Genomic DNA, 236 nt, shown 5'->3' with positions numbered 1-236 from the left:
AAGACGTCAGTATGGTTGAAGGTGTTCGTTCAAACCAACTGGTTGGCTACGGCCTAGTTGTAGGCTTGCCTGGTACCGGTGAGCAAACCAGATTTACCGAGCAAAGCTTTAAAGCGATGTTGAATAGCTTTGGGATCACGATGCCCGCAAGCTTAAAGCCAAAAATTAAAAATGTTGCGGCTGTTGCGGTTCATGCTGACTTACCACCTTTTGTTAAACCCGGTCAAACCATTGAC

The 236-nt window shown here is 46.2% G+C and carries 1 protein-coding gene; it reads left to right on the top strand.

The window, feature by feature from the left end; all coding sequences use genetic code 11:
* A partial coding sequence (locus CWC16_RS19565; RefSeq protein WP_171037711.1) for a flagellar basal body P-ring protein FlgI occupies window positions 1-236 on the top strand: 236 nt, incomplete at both ends.

This window comes from Pseudoalteromonas sp. S3776, from assembly GCF_005886915.1.
GTDB lineage: Bacteria > Pseudomonadota > Gammaproteobacteria > Enterobacterales > Alteromonadaceae > Pseudoalteromonas.
This window is presented reverse-complemented; position numbering and strand designations above follow the sequence as displayed.